Origin of the sequence: Phenylobacterium montanum (assembly GCF_018135625.1) — a bacterium.
Classification (GTDB): Bacteria; Pseudomonadota; Alphaproteobacteria; order Caulobacterales; family Caulobacteraceae; genus Poindextera; species Poindextera montana.
This window is the reverse complement of sequence record NZ_CP073078.1, coordinates 4738151-4751251: the sequence shown is the minus strand read 5'-3', so window position 1 is coordinate 4751251 and position 13101 is coordinate 4738151. Positions and strand designations below refer to the sequence as shown.

Here is a 13101-nt window from a genome sequence, read left to right as displayed (position 1 = left end):
TGCGGGTTTCCCTTTGGGGTGAGCGCCCGTCGTTCGCGATGCTCTGGGCCGGACGGAGCGACGGCCGAGAGGGGCCCGGCCCTGATGGGGCGGGGTTGGGTGAGGGGTCTAGACTTGGTGACCCGAAATTTCCACCGCTCATCCCAGCGCAGGCCGGGATGAGCGAAGAAATTACTTCCTGCGCCGCCTTTTGCCCTTGGCGCGCGACAGCTTGACGACATTGGCGCTCTCGGTCCGCGGAACCGGGATCGAGCGGGGCGCCAGGCCGTACATCGAGGCCATGGGCGCGTCGTCGACCTCGGCTGCGTCCATCTCGCCATAGCCGTTGAAGCGGGTGGTCATGGCCACGCCATAGGCGCCCAGCATGCCGATCTCGATGAAGTCGCCCTCGCCCACGTCCTCGGGCAGCCAGAACGGCCCCGGCATGTGGTCGATGGAATCGCAGGTCGGGCCATAGAAGCGAAACGGCTTCAGCGGGGCCGAAGACGGCTCTCCGCCGCGGACCAGCTTCACCGGGAACGGCCACTTGGAGTGGGTGGCGTCGAACAGCGAGCCGTAGGAGCCGTCGTTCAGATAGAGCGCGTCGCCCTTCCTCAGCTCGACCTTGGCCAGCACCGAGGAGGATTCGGCCACCAGCGCCCGGCCAGGCTCGCACCAGAGCTCGGTGGTCTCGTGCACCATCATCTCGGCGAAGCCGCGATCGATCGAGTCGACATAGTCGGCCAGGGCCGGCGGGATCATGCCGGGATAGATCGACGGGAAGCCGCCCCCGACATCGACCACGTCGGCGAACACGCCGGCGCGGACGAGCGCGCGGGAAGCCTGCGCCATCGCCGCCTGATAGGCGGTGGGCCGCATGCACTGGCTGCCGACATGGAAGGCCACGCCCATCAGGTCCTGGGTCGCACGCCGGGCGGCGAGCAGCAGGTCAGGCGCGGCGTGCGGCTCGACGCCGAACTTGCCGGCCAGGGGATAGGACGAGCCCTCGGCCTGCACCGCCAGGCGCACCATCAGGTTCAGGTCCTTGGCCTGTCCCGTGGCGTCGACGATCTTGGCCAGCTCCTCGTGGGTATCGAACGAGAAGGTTCTGACCCCGTGGTCGAAATAGGCGGACGAGATCGCCCGCCGGCTCTTGACCGGATGCATGAAGGCCATGAAGGCGCCAGGCGCGTGCTCGGCCACCAGCTCGATCTCGGGGATCGAGGCCACGTCGAAGCGCGTGATCCCGCTCTCCGCCAAGGTCTTGATCACCCACGGCGAAGGGTTGGCTTTGACGGCGTAGAGAACGTCGCCTTTGAAGTGCTTCTGGAACCAGGACGCCGCTAGGGCCACGGCGCCCCGTCGCACGAGTGCGACAGGACGTTCCGGCGACCGCTCACGGACCAGGTCCAGGGGCGAATGGTACGTGTGCAACTCACGTAACCCCCTGCAGATTGTTGAACCCAGGCCGGCGTTAGCAGCGCATGATGGACAACGGGGTCCGCCGGAGCGCGCGAGATAGGGTCTCCGCCCCCCGATGTAAAGCGGAAATTTGTGACATTAGGTGCTCACAATGTCGCGCGGCGGTTGCGCGCGGGGCGGGAATGCTCAGGAAACGGAGCTTAGCCGGCGACCCTGGCTGCGCGTTCGACTATCGGCCGGTAGGACGCGAAATCCGGCAAGGCGCGGCCCACAACCTTGCCGAGATCGTCGTAGCGGCGCAGCTGCACCGCCTCGCGCCAGTAGGGCAAGGTCTCGAACCGCGCCGCCTGGGCCGCTTCGAACGGGCCGCCCTGGAGCGCCAGCGAGGCCTTGGAGGCGGCGCTGAGCGCGTCGCAATAGCCGGGCTCGCGGGCGCAGAGATACCGCTTGGCGGCCACGTGCAGGGCCACCGGCCGACTCACCGCCGCGCCGAACAGGGCGTCCAGCCGCGCCGCGCCGGTGGCCTCGTGCCGGTCGTCGCGCAGGCCCTCGACTACCTCCGCCTCGTCCTCGAACAGATGGCCGATGTCGTGCAGCAGGCAGGCGACGATCAGGCTCTCCGCCGCCCCGTCCGCCTTTGCGCATTCGGCGCACTGCAGGGCGTGCTCCACCTGGCTCATGTCCTCGCCATAGGTCAGGCCGCCCTTGGTCTCGTAGAGGGCGAAGATGTGGTCGATGGTGAGCGCCATGACGCCCGGGCCCTCTCAGCTGTTGGTCGGCTCATATCCAGCCACGGCGCGGGGTTCCGCGCCACGGGTCGCGGACCTATCTGACCCATAGGCCTTTGCGAGGATCGAACCGATGCCGCCCTTCGTCCTGAAGCAGATCGACCATGTGGTCCTGCGCGTGCGCGACCTCGAGTCCAGCCTCGGCTTCTATCAGCACGTCCTCGGCTGCACGGTCGACAAGGTGCAGGACAAGATCGGCCTTTGGCAGGTTCGGGCCGGAGGGTCGCTGATCGACCTCGTGCCGCTGGACGGCGTGCTGGGCCGGATGGGCGGCGCCGGGCCGAGCGAAGAGGGCCGCAACCTCGACCACTTCGCCCTGCAGATCACCCCCTTCGACGATGCGGCGATCCGCGCCCACCTGGACGCCCATGGCGTCGCCGTGATCGAGTCCGGCATGCGCTATGGCGCCGAGGGCGACGGCCCGTCGATCTATGTCCGCGACCCGGACGGCAACACGGTGGAGCTGAAAGGACCGGCAGGCTGACCCGCCAATCTTGCCAAATTTTGCCAAACGCCTAGGCTCGACCAATGTCGACCATGAACATCTCCCTGCCCGACGCTCTGCGCGCCTTCGTGGATGAACAGGTCCACGCCCGCGGCTACAGCACCAGCAGCGAATATGTGCGCGAGCTGATCCGCAAGGACCAGGAGCGCCAGCATTTGCGCGCGCTGCTGACCGAGGGCGGGGCCTCGCCGCCGGTCGGGACCGCCGACACCGACTATTTCGCGGACCTGCGCAAGCGCGCCGCCAGCGCCAAGACGGCGTGACGACCAAGCCGGTCGTCCTTCGCGAAAGGGCCAGCGAAGATATCATGAGCGCCGTCGACCACTATGCAGCGACGGCCGGCCCGCGGGTCGCCGCGGGCTTCGTGGACGCGCTGGAGGCCGCCTTGCGCCATATCGGCCAGCATCCGCGCTCAGGTTCGCCCCGCTTCGGCCAGGAACTGGACCTGCCCGGCCTGCGCTGCTGGGGGCTGAAGCGCTATCCCTATCTGGCGTTCTACATCGAACGCGAAGACCACATCGATCTGTGGCGGGTCCTGCACAGCAAACAGGACATTCCAGCGTGGCTGCAGGGCCTTGCTGACTAGGATGGCAATATGAGTCAGGAAAATAGACGAACCCAGTCGGCGCTCCGGATGCTGCCGATCACGTCATTCGCATGGCTCGCTCTTATAGTGACCGCAGGCATAATTGTAGAATTTGCTCAGAAGAACGGCGTTCCAAATGTACCGGTCCGGCTATGGCTGCTGTTCGGAATAATTTGCTGCGTAACGTACGTATATACTCGGAAGATATCACATAGATCAACCATAAGGCTGTCTGATTCTGGATTTTTCCTGGATTCCGGGAAAGGTAGTACCTTTTGGTCATGGAGCCAGGTTTCAAATTTTCGCGCGTCGAATTCGGGTTCGCGGGCGATCATTCATGTCCTCCAAGTCGATGTACGAAAGGATGGCTCTGAAACGCCTATTCCTGCCTCGTTAGGCTCCTATTGGACTGGTGGTTTGGAGCAAACGGCAGCGTGGCTTGAAGCTGCCAGACGCAAACATGCCGAGACCAGCTCAGTCTCTTGAGAGGCCTCGTACCATCCGGTTAGGCCACTCAGGATCGGAAGCGGTTTCCCCCTCTCCCCCTTGCCCCCGTCACGAAACTTTCGCATCCCTAGGCCATTCCCCGCGTCGCGGCGCAGCAAGGAATGGCCATGACGTCGGAAGCGGTGCTGCAGGTTCAGGGGGCGTCTGCGAGCTTCGGGGCGCGCAAGGCGCTGGACGGGGTTTCCTTGAGCATCGGCCGCGGCGAGATGGTGGCCCTGATCGGCCCCTCGGGCTCGGGCAAGTCGACCCTGTTGCGCGCCCTGACCGGCCTGACGCGTATCGACGCCGGCGAGGGCCGGATCACGGCTTTCGGGCAGACCGTGCAGGCCGGCGGCAAGGTCAGCGACCAGATCCGCGGCGTGCGCGCCCGTATCGGCATGGTGTTCCAGCAGTTCAACCTGGTGGGCCGGCTGTCCCTGTTCTCCAACGTGGCGCTGGGCATGCTGGGGCGGATCGCCCCTTTGCGCGGGCTCCTGGGCCTGTGGCCGGCGGCGGAGAAGGTCGCGGTGATGCAGGCTTTGGCCCGCGTCGGCGTGGCCGACCAGGCCGGCCAGCGGGCCCAGACCCTCTCCGGCGGCCAGCAGCAGCGCGGCGCCATCGCCCGGGCCCTGGTCCAGGGGGCCGAAGTGATCCTGGCCGACGAGCCGGTGGCCTCGCTGGACCCGGTGGCCGGGCGCAGGGTCATGGAGCTGCTCTGCGACCTCAATCGCGACGAGGGCCTCAGCGTGGTGGTCAGCCTGCACCAGGTCGACTACGCCCTGCGCTACTGCCGCCGTGTGATCGCCCTGAAAGCCGGCAAGGTGGCCTATGATGGTCCGTCCGAAGGCCTCGACCATGCCGCCCTGATCGACATCTATGGCCCGGAGATCGAAGAGGTCTTCTGGGAAGGAGATCGCCCGCAATGATCCGCAAAGCCCTGCTGGCCGCCCTGACGGCGGCCGCGCTCGTCGCCGGCTGCGCCAAGAAGGAGCCGGACCAGGTCATCAACTTCTCGATCCTCTCGGCCGAGGACCAGACCTCGATGAGCAAGGTCTGGCAGCCCCTGCTCGACGACCTGCACGCCCAGACCGGACTGACGATCAAGCCGTTCTTCGCCAGCAACTACACCGCCCTGATCGAGGCCATGCGCTTCAACCAGGTCCAGGTGGGCTGGTTCTCGGCCCTGCCGACACTGGAGGCGGTCAACCGCGCCGACGCCGACGTGCTGGCCCGGGTGATCACCCAGGGCGGCCAGGGGGTCTACCAGTCGGTGATCATCGTCAAAAAGGGCTCGGGCATCACCCTCCCCGACGTGCTGCAGTGCGGCAAGCGCTACAATTTCGGGATCGGCGACGCCCGCTCGACCTCGGGCACCCTGGCGCCCATGGCCTATGTCTTCATTCCCAACAAGATCGAGCCCAACGACTGCTTCAAGGTGGTGCGCTCGGCCAGCCATCAGTCCAACCTGTTCTCGGTCGCCAACGGGGTCTTGGACGTGGCCACCAACAACACCGTGGGTCTCCTCTTCGCCCACCGCGAAAATCCCGAGCTGGCCGACAAGGTGCAGGTGATCTGGAGCTCGCCGCTGCTGCCGGAATCCTCCATCGTCGCCCGCCGCGACCTGGACCCCAAGGTGCAGGCCAAGCTGAAGGCCTTCTTCCTGAACTACGGCAAGGCCGCCGGCGCCGAGGGCGAGCATGAGCGGGCGGTGCTGAAGGGCCTGGACTATGCCGGCTTCGCCAACGCCGGCGCCGACTATCTGGACCCGATCCGCGAGATGGACGCCAGCCAGGCGCTCTACGACGCCCGCAAGTCCGGCGACGCCGGCAAGATCGCCGCGGCGCAGAAGGCCTATGACGCGGTCGAAGCCCAGGTCGCAGCGCACAAGGCCGCCGCCCGCGACGCCGGCCCGGCGACATCGTGAGCGAGACGGCCCCCGTTCCGCCGCCGCCGGTCCGCACCCTTTCCGACCGGCTGATCGACCTCCTGGTCTGGGGCGGGGTCGTGCTGCTGCTGCTGATCAGCGTCGGCCCCGTCGAACTGCGCCGCCTCCCGCTGCTGTTCTCCAATTCCGCCAATATGCAGACGTTCGGTCACTCGTTCCTGCATCCCGACTTTGGCGACTGGAAGATCTATGTCGCGTCGATGTGGCTGACCATCCAGATGGCGCTGTGGGGCACGCTGCTGGCGGTCCTGCTCGCCGTTCCCCTGGGCCTCGCGGCGGCCCGCAATGTTTCGCCGCCCTGGATTCAGCAGCCAGTGCGGCGGGTGCTGGACCTATTGCGGGCGGTGCCAGACCTTGTCATGGGCACCATGTTCCTGGTCGCCGTGGGACTCGGCCCTTTCACCGGAGTTCTGGCCCTGGCGATCAACACCGGCGGCGTGCTGGGCAAGCTGTTCAGCGAGGCGGTGGAGACCATCGACCCGCGTCCTGTCGAGGGCGTGCGCGCCACCGGCGCCACGGGCCTGCAGCAGATCGCCTGGGGCGTGATCCCCCAGGTCGCACCGCTGTGGACCAGCTACGCCCTCTACCGCTTCGAATCCAACGCCCGCTCGGCCACGGTGCTCGGCCTGATCGGCGCCGGGGGTATCGGCCAGCTGCTGTTCGATAGTCTGAACGCCTTCAAGTACAGCGCCACCGCCGCCATCGTCATCGTGATCATCGTCGCCGTGTCGCTGATCGACCTCCTGTCCCAGGCCATGCGCAGCCGGCTGATCTAGCCGCCGCCCGCACCAGAAAGTGATCCGGAAACAGCCCCGCTCGCGCCCGCACCAGGCGTATACTGACAGATGCGCAAGACCGGCTTTCACAATCACGGGTGGCGCATCATGGAGCACAACCTCGCCCTGCAGGGCCTTAGGCTGATGGTGGTCGAGGACGAGCCGATGGCGGCCCTGGAAATCCAGGACATGCTCGGCGCCTTCGGCTGCCAGATCGTCGGGGTGGCCTCCAACCTGCACAAGGGCCTGGCCATAGCCTGTAACGAAGGCCTGGCGCTGGACGGCGCGGTACTGGACATCAACCTGGGCGGCGAGCAGGTCTATCCGGTGGCCGAACGGCTGAAGGCGCGGGGCGTGCCGTTCATCTTCTCCACCGGCTACGGCCGGGCCGGACAGGCGCCCAGCTTCGCCCATATCCCGACCCTGAACAAACCCTATGGACCCGAGGACCTGGAGGAGATGCTGGTCCAGGTGTTCGTGAGTTCGCTCAAACGGCGAGGGTTCAGTGTGCGCTGACCTCAGGCCTGCGCGGACCGCCGCCTCAGCCGCGCCAGCCGCCTGAGCCGGCGCCAGAAGCGGGTCTTTTCCGGCTCCGGATAGGGCTGCAGGTTGCGCACGAATTCCTCGGCGCAGGCGCGCCAGGAGAAGCGCTCGGCGAAGGCGCGCACCACCTTGCGGTCCAGGTCCAGGCACTTGAGGCACGCCTCGCGCAGGCCCTCGTCCAGGCTGGAAGCCAGGGCGCCGGCGTTGGAGCCCGGGATCAGGTCGATCGGCCCCGGCGCCGGGAAGGCCGCCACCGGCGCGCCCGTGGCCATGGCCTCCAGGATCACCAGGCCGAAGGTGTCGGTCAGGGAGGGGAAGACGAAGACGTCCGCGCCCGAGAAATAGTGCGCCAGCTCCTCGCCGAACCTGGCCCCAGGGAACACCGCCTCCGGATATTTCAGGATCAGCTCCTCGCGCTGAGGACCATCGCCGACCACCACCTTGGTGCCCGGCAGATCCGTGGCGAGGAAGGCCTCGATGTTCTTCTCTACCGCCACCCGGCCGACGTTCAGCCAGATGGGGCGAGCCAGGCCGGCATAGACGTCCGGCTCGTCCGGCAGGCGCGGATGGAACAGGTCGGTATCGACCCCGCGGGTCCAGGGCGAGAGGTTCCTGAAACCGTGCTTGGCCAGCTCCTCCTGCATCGAGGGGGTGGCGACCATGATCCGCCCCGACGGCCCGTGGAACCAGCGCATGTAGGCGTAACCGGCCGACAGCGGCAGCGGCAGGCGGGCGGAGACGTATTCCGGGAACTTGGTGTGGTAGCTGGTGGTGAAGGGCAGCTTCCAGTCGACGCAGATCCGCCGCGCGGCCAGGCCGATCGGCCCTTCGGTGGCGATGTGGATCGCCTCCGGCTCGCACGACTTGAACCGCTCCTGCACGGGCTCGTAGGCCCCCACCGCGAGCTTGATCTCGGGATAGGTCGGCAGGGGGAAGGTCTTGAACTGGTCGGGCGAGACCACCTCGACCTCGTGACCCATCGCCCGGCACTCGGCGATGACGCGCGTCAGGGTGCGGACGACGCCGTTGACCTGGGGCTCCCAGGCATCCGTAGCCAAAAGGATACGCATCAGGCGGCGGCGGGCTCCTCGATTTCCGCACCGCTCACCGCGCGCAACCGGTCGATCACCGACCAGGAGCGCAGCTTGGACCATTCGAGAATTTCCATCCGGCCGTCGAAATGCTCGACCAGGGCCGTGCAGCTTTCCACCCAATCGCCGTCGTTGATGTAGGCGATTCCGTCGATGGAGCGCATTTCGGCCTTGTGGATATGACCGCAAATCACCCCGTCCACCCCCCTGCGGCGGGCTTCTTCGGCGACGGCGGCCTCGAAATTCTCAATGAATTGCAGCGCGTTCTTCACCTTGACCTTCAGATAGGCGGAGAGGCTCCAATAGCCGAACCCCATCCTGCGCCGAATCCTATTGAAGACCGTGTTCAGCGCCAAGACGGTTCTGTAGGCCCAATCCCCAAGGAAGGCGAGCCAGCGCGCGTGCCGCGTGACCCCGTCGAACTCGTCGCCGTGCAGGACGAGGTAGCGTTTGCCGTCCGCCGCCTCGTGCACCGCGTCCCGCGTCACCACCACCCCGCCCAGGTGAACCCCGCAATAATCGCGGGCCACGTCGTCGTGGTTGCCGGGGATGTAGATCACCTCGCAGCCCTTGCGCGCCATGCGCAGGATCTTCTGCACCACGTCGTTGTGCGACTGGGGCCAGTGCCAGCCGCTCTTCAGCTTCCAGCCGTCGACAATGTCGCCGACCAGATAGAGGGTCTGACATTCCATATGACGGATGAAGTCCAGGAGCAGCTCCGCCTGGCAGCCGCGGGTGCCCAGATGGACATCGGATATGAACACGGTGCGGAAGCGCTTGACGGGGAATTCGGCGCTCATCGGGCGTCGAGCCTCGCAGGATCTAGGGACCGCCAAGGGAGCAGGGCCATTCGCCGCCGGTTAAAGTGATTGCATGTCGGTTTCGTGAAGCCGTAAGTGAAGCTCGTTCAGTTTGGGTGCGAAGCCTCTGGCGCAGGGCCCGGGACTTCCTTACCTAGGCTGAGCCCATGCCCTATCGACCGCCATCGCCAGCCTACGACCGCATGACCGACGCAGCCCCGCCAACCCCGGCCCGGGACACGCCGAAATCCCAGCGCACGCGCGCGCGGATCCTGGACTGCGCCATGAAGCTGTTCGCCGAGATCGGCTATGCGGCGGCGACCAATCCCCGCATCGCCGAAGAGGCCGGTCTGACGCGCGGGGCGATGCTGTACCATTTCCCGACCCGCGAGGCGCTGGTCGACGCGGCGGTCGGCCACATCCAGGCTGCGCGGCTGGCCCTGTTGTCCGCCGCCGCCGACCAGGGCGCGCCGGGCGGAGACGTCGCCGACCAAGCGATCGATTCCTACTGGGCGGCCCTGCAGTCCACCCCGTTCAAGGCCTTCGCCGAGCTGGAGGCCGCCGCCAGGCTGGACGCGGACGTGCGCCAGCGCATCGCCGCGGCCCAGTCCGAATTCGACCACGCCCAGGTGGGCGAACCCTTCGCCCGGATGATCTCCACCGGCGCCGGCGCCCGCTTTCAGGCCAGCCGCGACCTCGCCCGCTTCATGCTGGAGGGCCTGGCCCGGGCCGAGCTGACCTATGACCGGGATACCCGGATCGAGCACCTCTTGGCGGTGATCAAGCGCGCCACCCACATCCTGAACCGCAAGGGCCCGCCCCAGGACCTCTGGCCGGAATAGGGGGCGGCGCGCTAGGCTCGCCTCAACAAGAACGAGGGAGCCCCAAGATGGCCGGATCCATAGACCCGCTGCGCGAACAGTTCGACGCGTTCAAGGCCCTGCCGCGCGACCAGCCGATCCACATGCTGAACCTGATCCGGCTGAACAAGCTGGCTCAGTACCCGGAGGGCCATCCCAACCACGGCAAGGGCATGAGCGGCCTGGACGCCTACCGCGAATACGGCCGCACCAGCGCCGAGGTGTTCAGCCGCGTCGGCGGCCATCAGGTCTGGGTCGGCAAGCCAGAGACGGTCGTCACCGGTCCCGCCGACGAGCGCTGGGACCTCGCTTTCATCGCCGCCTATCCGAACGCGGGCGCCTTCCTGGCCATGGTCACCGACCCGGGCTATCGCGAGCACGTCAAGCACCGTCAGGCGGCGGTCGAGGACTCACGGCTGATCCGCATGGCGCCGCGCGAGGCGGGCGAAGGGTTCGGGGAGTAGTTTTTCTCCTCCCTTGCGAAGCGAAGCGTAGCGGGGAGGGGAAGAATGATCACCCCACCGCGTCGAGCCGGCTGATCACCCGGCGTTCGTCCCAGTGGCCGCCGGTGTTGCGGCGGAACCAGGGTGGGCGGTCGGCAAGGACGTCGGTTTCCAGCCACAGGCGCTTCAGGTGCCGCACCCGGCCGCTGGGGCGGTCGTCGAGATAGGCCGTGCGCCCGTGCAGCACGTGGTAGTTGTTGACGAACTGCATGTCGCCGGGCTCGAAGGCCATCATCACCGAATACCGTCCGCTCTCGGCCGCCTCGTCGATCCAGGCCAGGCCCTCGCGGGCGGCGTCGGTCAGGCGCGGGGCGTCCGCGTGCTTCTGCGAGGCCAGGATGTAGGCGGTGATCACCCGTACGAACAGCCGCCCGCCCCATTCGGTGAACACCGGAACCGTGTACCAGGCCTTGCCGCCGGCCTTCTGCTCGCCGCGGAAATCGTAAGGCTGGGGCTTGTAGAGCTCGGCCGCCAGGTCGGGGCGCTGGAGCACCAGGGCGTTGTGGATGGCCACCGAATTGGCGACCGCGGAAAGCCCGCCTGAGACCCCATTCCGAAGGCACATCAAGCCGATCAGGTCCGAACCGTCGCAGTGGTAGCCGAGCTTGATCCCGCCCAGCTCGTTGCCGCGCACGGTGGGGTCGTCCCAGCTCTTGCCCTGGTCGGTGACGTCGCCCAAGAGGTGTCCATGGTGGTTCTGCGCCCAGGGCTTGCCCAGGTGCATCCCGATGCCCCAGTAGATCAGGCACATGGCGTCGTTGTCGTAGCGGCCGCGGTCCACGCCCCTCAGGCGCACGAAGCCGCGGCCGTTCATCAGATCGTGCTCGATCCGCTTCAGCCGCGGCGCCAGGGTCGGCAGGGGGAAGTCCTCGGCGCCGATGTCCAAAAGGTCGCTGGTCACGTCCTGGGCGTGGCGGACGGCGTCGTCGATCTCCTGCAACTCGGCCGGGGTGAAATGCTCGGTCCAGGCGTCCTCGCCGCCGACGGTCTCGGCGGTCCATTCGCATTGGGGCTCGAGGATGCGGGGCGCGTCGGTCATGGCCGCCTCCCCTATTCCGCCGCCATAGCCGCCGGCGCGGCCTGAGCCCCTCGGAGCAGCCTGCCCGGCAGGGCGCCGGTGGGCTCGCCGCCCCGATAGGTGACCTCGCCGGCGACGATCGTCGCCACATAGCCCTCGGCCCGCTGGATCAGCCGCCGGCCGCCCGCCGGCAGGTCGTAGGCCACCTCGGGCGAGCGCAGGGACAGCCGCCCGTAGTCGATGACGTTCAGGTCGGCGCGCAGGCCGGGCGCGATGCGGCCGCGGTCCATCAGGCCGACGATCGCCGCCGTATCCGCCGTCTGCATCCGCACGGCCTGCTCCAGCGGCAGCTTGGCGCCCCGGGTGCGATCCCGAGTCCAATGGGTGAGCAGCGAGGTCGGGAAGCTGCCGTCGCAGATCATGCCCACATGCGCCCCGCCGTCCGACAGGCCCGGCACCGTATGGGCGTGGGTCAGCATGGCGTAGGCCGGGTCCAGGCTGTCCTCGGCATAGTTGAGGAACGGCACATAGATCATCGCCCGCCCGCCATGGCTGAGCACGTGGTCCAGGGCGACCGCTTCGGGCGAGACACCCCGCGCCCGGGCCTGGGCGCCGATGGTCTGCTCGCTGGTCGGCTCGTAGTCGGGCCGGTCGGGGTCCATCAGATGCATGCGGTCCCAATTTCCGATCAGGTTGCGGATCGGCCGGTCAGGGTCTTCGGACAGCAGCTGGGCGCGAACTTCGGGGTCGGACAGGCGCGCGATCCGCTCGGCCAGCGGCGCCTTGGCCAGGGCCTGATAGGTCGGATGGAAGCTGAAGGGGTTGAGGGTCAGCTCGAAGCCGAGCAAGACGCCCACCGCCCGCGGCGCCACCTGAGCCTTCATCGGCAGGCCGGCCGCCACCGCTTCGTCCAGCCAGGCCAGCATGGCCTTGTAGCTCTGGGGCGCCAGCGGGCTTTGCAGCAGGCTGAAGGACAGGGGTCGGCCCGACGCCTGCACGATCCGCCGCAGCATGGCGAACTCGGCTTCAGGGTCGCTGAAATCGGAGACCACCTGCAGGACCCCCTTGCCGGCGGCCTTGAGGCCGAGGGCGATACCGGTCAGCTCGTCCTCGCCGGCGGTCAGGGTCGGGGTCGGCTGGCCGTCGCTGGTGCGGTGGTTCAGCGTGCGCGAGGTGGAAAAGCCCAGGGCGCCGGCCTCGGCCGCACGCCGGGCGATGGCGGCCATGGCGGCGATGTCGGCCTCGGTGGCCGGCTCGCGGTCGGCGCCGCGCTGGCCCATCACATGCACGCGCAAAGCCGCGTGCGGCAGCTGCGAGCCGATGTCGACGTCGAACTTGCGCGCCGACAGGGCGTCCAGATAGTCAGGATAGCTCTGCCAGTTCCAGGGCAGGCCCTGGCTGAGCACCGGGAAGGGAATGTCCTCGACCCCCTCCATCAGCCGCACCAGCCGGTCGTGGTCCTCGGGCTTGCAGGGGGCGAAGCCGACCCCGCAATTGCCCATCACCACCGTGGTCACCCCATGCCAGGACGAGGGCTGCATGTGGGTGTCCCAGGTCGCCTGGCCGTCATAGTGGGTGTGCACGTCGACGAAGCCGGGGGTGACGATCAGGCCCTTGGCGTCAATCTCCTCGCGCCCCTTGCCCTTGACCTGGCCGACGGCGGCGATGCGGCCGTCCTTGACCGCGACATCGGCGGCGCGCCCGGGCTCGCCCGAGCCGTCGAACACCTCTCCGCCCCGGATGACGAGGTCCCAGGCCTGGTCCATGACGCGTTTCCCTGATCGTTGATTACCAATATC

The 13101-nt window shown here is 67.6% G+C and carries 16 protein-coding genes; 9 read left to right on the top strand and 7 right to left on the bottom strand.

Translation table 11 applies throughout. The features are described from left to right. Positions 1 to 171: 171 nt before the first annotated feature. Together KCG34_RS21720 and KCG34_RS21715 are read right to left on the bottom strand one after the other, a co-directional pair. On the bottom strand, positions 172 to 1413 hold the full coding sequence (locus KCG34_RS21720) for a type III PLP-dependent enzyme (RefSeq protein ID WP_211937687.1): 1242 nt from the start codon (positions 1411 to 1413) through the stop codon (positions 172 to 174). A 188-nt stretch (positions 1414 to 1601) separates the two neighbouring features. Beyond that, positions 1602 to 2150: an HD domain-containing protein gene (locus KCG34_RS21715; RefSeq protein WP_211937686.1), complete on the bottom strand. Its 549-nt coding sequence runs from the start codon at positions 2148 to 2150 to the stop codon at positions 1602 to 1604. 112 nt (positions 2151 to 2262) lie between these two features. Here KCG34_RS21715 and KCG34_RS21710 point away from each other — a divergent pair, with 112 nt between their 5' ends. The 3 genes from KCG34_RS21710 to KCG34_RS21700 are packed head-to-tail and all read left to right on the top strand — an operon-like array spanning position 2263 to position 3280. Further along, on the top strand, positions 2263 to 2673 hold the full coding sequence (locus tag KCG34_RS21710; RefSeq protein WP_211937685.1) for a VOC family protein: 411 nt from the start codon (positions 2263 to 2265) through the stop codon (positions 2671 to 2673). Between the two features lie 44 nt (positions 2674 to 2717). Continuing rightward, the gene (locus KCG34_RS21705; RefSeq protein ID WP_211937684.1) at positions 2718 to 2957 is read left to right on the top strand and encodes a type II toxin-antitoxin system ParD family antitoxin; all 240 of its coding nucleotides are present in this window, start codon (positions 2718 to 2720) and stop codon (positions 2955 to 2957) included. 44 nt (positions 2958 to 3001) lie between these two features. After that, positions 3002 to 3280: a type II toxin-antitoxin system RelE/ParE family toxin gene (locus tag KCG34_RS21700; RefSeq protein ID WP_211937683.1), complete on the top strand. Its 279-nt coding sequence runs from the start codon at positions 3002 to 3004 to the stop codon at positions 3278 to 3280. A 116-nt stretch (positions 3281 to 3396) separates the two neighbouring features. Here KCG34_RS21700 and KCG34_RS21695 read toward each other — a convergent pair whose 3' ends face one another. Continuing rightward, the gene (locus KCG34_RS21695) at positions 3397 to 3615 is read right to left on the bottom strand and encodes a hypothetical protein (protein ID WP_211937682.1); all 219 of its coding nucleotides are present in this window, start codon (positions 3613 to 3615) and stop codon (positions 3397 to 3399) included. A 279-nt stretch (positions 3616 to 3894) separates the two neighbouring features. Between KCG34_RS21695 and phnC the strand changes: the two genes are divergently transcribed. The 4 genes from phnC to KCG34_RS21675 all read left to right on the top strand — a co-directional run bounded on the left by phnC (position 3895) and on the right by KCG34_RS21675 (position 7003). Beyond that, a complete protein-coding gene (gene phnC / locus KCG34_RS21690) occupies positions 3895 to 4692 on the top strand; it encodes a phosphonate ABC transporter ATP-binding protein (RefSeq protein ID WP_211937681.1) in 798 nt (265 codons plus the stop codon). Continuing rightward, a complete protein-coding gene (gene phnD / locus KCG34_RS21685) occupies positions 4689 to 5690 on the top strand; it encodes a phosphate/phosphite/phosphonate ABC transporter substrate-binding protein (RefSeq protein ID WP_211937680.1) in 1002 nt (333 codons plus the stop codon). The genes phnC and phnD overlap by 4 nt, the downstream gene beginning before the upstream one ends. After that, positions 5684 to 6487 (top strand): phosphonate ABC transporter, permease protein PhnE, encoded by an 804-nt coding sequence (gene phnE, locus KCG34_RS21680; protein WP_376788228.1) that lies wholly within the window; start codon positions 5684 to 5686, stop codon positions 6485 to 6487. The genes phnD and phnE overlap by 7 nt, the downstream gene beginning before the upstream one ends. Positions 6488 to 6556: 69 nt before the next feature. Beyond that, positions 6557 to 7003, top strand: coding sequence for a response regulator (locus tag KCG34_RS21675; RefSeq protein ID WP_249138110.1), 447 nt, complete (start codon positions 6557 to 6559; stop codon positions 7001 to 7003). A 2-nt stretch (positions 7004 to 7005) separates the two neighbouring features. Here the strand turns inward: KCG34_RS21675 and KCG34_RS21670 are convergent, their stop codons facing one another. Continuing rightward, complete coding sequence (locus KCG34_RS21670) at positions 7006 to 8100, bottom strand: glycosyltransferase family 4 protein (RefSeq protein ID WP_211937679.1); 1095 nt, start codon at positions 8098 to 8100, stop codon at positions 7006 to 7008. Next, positions 8100 to 8921: a UDP-2,3-diacylglucosamine diphosphatase gene (locus KCG34_RS21665; protein WP_211937678.1), complete on the bottom strand. Its 822-nt coding sequence runs from the start codon at positions 8919 to 8921 to the stop codon at positions 8100 to 8102. Before KCG34_RS21665 ends, KCG34_RS21670 begins: the two co-directional genes overlap by 1 nt. A gap of 203 nt (positions 8922 to 9124) precedes the next feature. Between KCG34_RS21665 and KCG34_RS21660 the strand changes: the two genes are divergently transcribed. Both KCG34_RS21660 and KCG34_RS21655 read left to right on the top strand, forming a co-directional pair. Continuing rightward, positions 9125 to 9763: a TetR/AcrR family transcriptional regulator gene (locus KCG34_RS21660; RefSeq protein ID WP_249138363.1), complete on the top strand. Its 639-nt coding sequence runs from the start codon at positions 9125 to 9127 to the stop codon at positions 9761 to 9763. 47 nt (positions 9764 to 9810) lie between these two features. Further along, on the top strand, positions 9811 to 10245 hold the full coding sequence (locus tag KCG34_RS21655; RefSeq protein ID WP_211937677.1) for a DUF1330 domain-containing protein: 435 nt from the start codon (positions 9811 to 9813) through the stop codon (positions 10243 to 10245). A 49-nt stretch (positions 10246 to 10294) separates the two neighbouring features. On the opposite strand, the gene KCG34_RS21650 is transcribed toward KCG34_RS21655, so the two are convergent. Together KCG34_RS21650 and KCG34_RS21645 are read right to left on the bottom strand one after the other, a co-directional pair. Next, positions 10295 to 11323: a TauD/TfdA family dioxygenase gene (locus KCG34_RS21650; RefSeq protein WP_211937676.1), complete on the bottom strand. Its 1029-nt coding sequence runs from the start codon at positions 11321 to 11323 to the stop codon at positions 10295 to 10297. An 11-nt stretch (positions 11324 to 11334) separates the two neighbouring features. Next, positions 11335 to 13068: an N-acyl-D-amino-acid deacylase family protein gene (locus KCG34_RS21645; RefSeq protein WP_211937675.1), complete on the bottom strand. Its 1734-nt coding sequence runs from the start codon at positions 13066 to 13068 to the stop codon at positions 11335 to 11337. Positions 13069 to 13101: the final 33 nt, after the last annotated feature.